This window comes from Trichocoleus sp. FACHB-262 (genome assembly GCF_014696035.1).
In the GTDB taxonomy this organism is placed as follows: domain Bacteria; phylum Cyanobacteriota; class Cyanobacteriia; order FACHB-46; family FACHB-46; genus Trichocoleus.
The window spans coordinates 1-3232 of record NZ_JACJPK010000004.1 but is presented as its reverse complement, the minus strand read 5'-3'; the positions used below and the strand labels follow the sequence as shown (position 1 = coordinate 3232).

The 3232-nt window shown below is 50.1% G+C and carries 5 protein-coding genes and 1 pseudogene; all 6 read left to right on the top strand.

Features of this window, described 5'->3' with window-relative positions:
• The first annotated feature begins 321 nt into the window (after positions 1–321).
• On the top strand, positions 322–453 hold the full coding sequence (locus H6F68_RS29230; RefSeq protein ID WP_277875977.1) for a hypothetical protein: 132 nt from the start codon (positions 322–324) through the stop codon (positions 451–453).
• A 163-nt stretch (positions 454–616) separates the two neighbouring features.
• The gene (locus H6F68_RS00080) at positions 617–1477 is read left to right on the top strand and encodes a glycosyltransferase (RefSeq protein WP_242065272.1); all 861 of its coding nucleotides are present in this window, start codon (positions 617–619) and stop codon (positions 1475–1477) included.
• A 194-nt stretch (positions 1478–1671) separates the two neighbouring features.
• Positions 1672–1836, top strand: a pseudogene (locus H6F68_RS29700) (KilA-N domain-containing protein); the annotation flags it as partial.
• A 6-nt stretch (positions 1837–1842) separates the two neighbouring features.
• Positions 1843–2331 carry a hypothetical protein gene (locus H6F68_RS00075; RefSeq protein ID WP_242065271.1) on the top strand — a complete coding sequence of 163 codons (489 nt, stop codon included), beginning with the start codon at positions 1843–1845 and terminating at the stop codon, positions 2329–2331.
• 3 nt (positions 2332–2334) lie between these two features.
• Positions 2335–2643, top strand: a complete 309-nt coding sequence (locus H6F68_RS00070; protein WP_190555675.1) for a hypothetical protein — start codon at positions 2335–2337, stop codon at positions 2641–2643.
• Positions 2636–2971, top strand: coding sequence for a hypothetical protein (locus H6F68_RS00065; RefSeq protein ID WP_190555674.1), 336 nt, complete (start codon positions 2636–2638; stop codon positions 2969–2971). Before H6F68_RS00070 ends, H6F68_RS00065 begins: the two co-directional genes overlap by 8 nt.
• The last annotated feature ends 261 nt before the right edge of the window (positions 2972–3232 follow it).

Sequence of the window (3232 nt, the reverse complement as noted above, 5' to 3'; positions counted from 1 at the left end):
GTTATTCCAAGTCACAAGAGATGCTGGAAGCCTCTATTTGCTTATTGACCTACTATCTGAGACATTGGAAAGTACTGGTTCCTGTCTAAATCATTCGCTCTTTGTGCAACGCCCCAATAACATATCTACCTACCCTCAGATAACCGATACTCAGGTTGCCCTTTCGATCATTACAGATCAGCTGCTTACATTACTACTACGCCACTTTTGTGAAAGTTCAGGGAACAATGCCTGAACTAGAGTTAACGCCCCTTTGAGTGAAACGATTGAACGAGATTTGATGTCGGACTGGAAGTGGGAATCTGGCTGAAGCGATTTTGGGTGGAGAGTACACAAGCCGCGATCGATCTGGTTTTAGGAACGGCACTCATGGCAATGCGTACCATTCTGGAAGGACATCACGAGCTTAACTATCCAGAACAAGTAACGCAGTTGATTCTCAAATCTTTGTGAGTGAGCAATGATAATGTGGGTGCGATCGCACCCAAAGCTCTCAAGCCTTTTCCAGAGGAGTAATCTGTTGATTGCCAGTGGTATCCCTACGTAATCTGATTAATATGGAAACTGCTTGAAATGTCAAGAAATCCTGAAATGTGACTAATTGGGAGGAAAGCAAATGAGCCGCATTGTTGTCACAACGTTGGGAACCCTGGGAGATCTCCATTCCATGATTGCGATCGCTCTTGAACTGCGGCAACGGGGGCATGAGGTGGTGTTTGTCACACATCAAGTGTATCAATTCAAATTGGCAGCATTGAGCTTTGAGTTTCATCCCATGCGCCCCAATTTCACCGCCATGAACGACCCGCAGGAAATGGCGCCGATGATGGATCTCAAAACAGGGCAAGAATACATGGCGCGCCAGTGGGTAAATCCCAGTTTGCGCGAAATGTATGCCGACTTGCTCAACGGTGCCAAAGGAGCAGACTTTATCTGCTCAGGGGAAGGGGTGATCGCAACGCCATTGGTCGCAGAGAAACTGGAAATGCGTTGGGCTTCGAGTGCGATGGTTGCTATGTCGTTTTTTTCGGTCTATGATCCACCCGTTCTAACCCCGTTTCCGGCTCTGGCAAAGCTCTACAAATTGGGACCGATCGTGAACCGAGGGGTACTCAATTTTGCCAAATGGGTGAGTCACTCCTGGGCAGATCCCATTCGTCAACTTCGTCAAGAACTGGGTTTGTCTCCCGTTCACGCCAATCCCTCTTTAAGAGATAAGTTTTCTCCCTATCTTGTTGTAGCCCTGTTTTCCTCTGTTTTTGGTCAGCCGCAACCTGCTGGGCAGAGAATAGTGATGAATGCGGGCAATTTCTACCAGGAAAGTCTCAATGCGGTGAAACCACTGCACCGTCGTGCGGTGCTATTGACGGGCAACAATCCACCCTTAAAGGATCTCCCAACTAATGTTCTGGCGGTGAATTACGTGCCCTATTCTCAAGTTTTTTCTCACGCCTGTGCGATCGCATTATTTCGATAATAAAGGTTTGTTTCTAGTGCTACTGGACAATGAACGAGTCGTTGGAACCAGAGCCATCCGCAAACTAGATGATGAAATCTGCGAACTCAAGCGAATGTGGTTTTTTCAGGAATATCGAGGATAAGGATGGGGCTTGAAAATGGTTCAACTACTCTTCAATTTTGCCAGGCAAATGGGTTATCAAAAAGTAAGACTTGACCTCGCAAGCGAGGAACGGATATCCGATATCGACCCTAATTCAAGTTAAAAAGGGTGGTGCAAACGCTGAACAAGGGACCTGGGGAAGCCCACAAGTCGCAATTCATTGCGCTCAATGGTGTAGCCCTCAATTTGCAGTCTTAGTCAGCAAATGGGTGTTTGAGTGGATGAACACTGGCAAGACTCCCAGCCAAGCACCAGAGCTAGAAACTGAAAGCGTAGTTCCTGCTCTCCCCTCACCCGATCGCCTGACCGTACTCAAAGAAGCAGTAGAGATCGGCAACCAGCTCGGCGGCTTCGATGACCGTCAAAAGATGCTGCTCAAAGATCAGCTCATGAACCTGCTGATGCAAGAGCGCTTGCTGACTGCTGACTCAACCTTAACTATTGAAGCCGCAGTCGCAGCAGAGCCAGAGCAAGCCAAACGCTTAGAAGTCCCTATCTCAGACCGCTGCCTTGACTTGGGATACAACCCCAATACCAAGCAACTGCTCAGAATCGGTCAGGTTGCCGCTGCCTTCTATCGTGCTCGTCACGGTCGCCCTCCTCAGAAGAGTGAGCAATTCGTCGGGGGCACCACTCGCATGGTCAATGTCTACACCGCTGATGACCTCGGCATTCTCGACTCCGCCATTCATTCTGTGATGGGGGACTGAGCCATGCAACTCAAGCTCACTCGCTTGGGTGCTTGGGTCGAGTTCGGCTCTTGCCCCATCTGCGACGAATACTCTCGCCCTCAGCCGTTTAGCGTCATTGCCGCTCTCTACAGCGACTCTGGCACCTACGGGGGCGAAATCTGCTTCAAGTGCTATAACCTCCCAGCTCAAGAGATCCAGCAGAAGCTTCAGCGCAAAGCCCAGTTTGAAGCCAAAATCGCCCAGGAAACCGCAGCCCTGGCTCAAGAACCTGTCTGCAAGCCTGACCTGACTCAAGAGTTCCAACTATACCGGGAGCACAGCCATGACTAACGATGCCATCGAGTTTCCTTACCGTGGTTGGCTCATCCGGGTCACCTTCGACGCAGCAGGCTGGACTGCCCAGGCCAAGCACCCCAGAGGCAAGAACTTTGCCACCATCCAGAGTTCTTATGCCTTCGCGGCTGATGCGATTCAGGCGGCTGTGCACTTCGTCACTTGGGCCAATCCCAGCCGTGCCATGCAGCAACTGCTCATCGAGCTGCGAGACAACCAGCACTTGAACCAACAGGAATACCAGCACTTGTACGTGTCCTTCGAGAAGGGCATGCAGCACTTATTTCCTCTCAAAACTAAGCCCCTCCAGGAGTATGAGTCATGACTACCGCCACAACCTTGATTCAGCCCAAGTACCTCCACTTCTACGGTCGGCGTTGCTGAAAGAGTAATGCTGGCTTTGGCACAATGAAGGTATGAAATGTCCTCAATGTCACTCCACTCACACGGCTAAAAACGGTCACCGTCGCGGAAGACAGTGCTATCAGTGCAAGCAGTGTGGTCGCCAATTTCTCGAGTCTTACCGTCCTTGGGCTTACTCCGATGACATCAAGCAACTGTGCATCAAAATGTATCTCAATGGCAT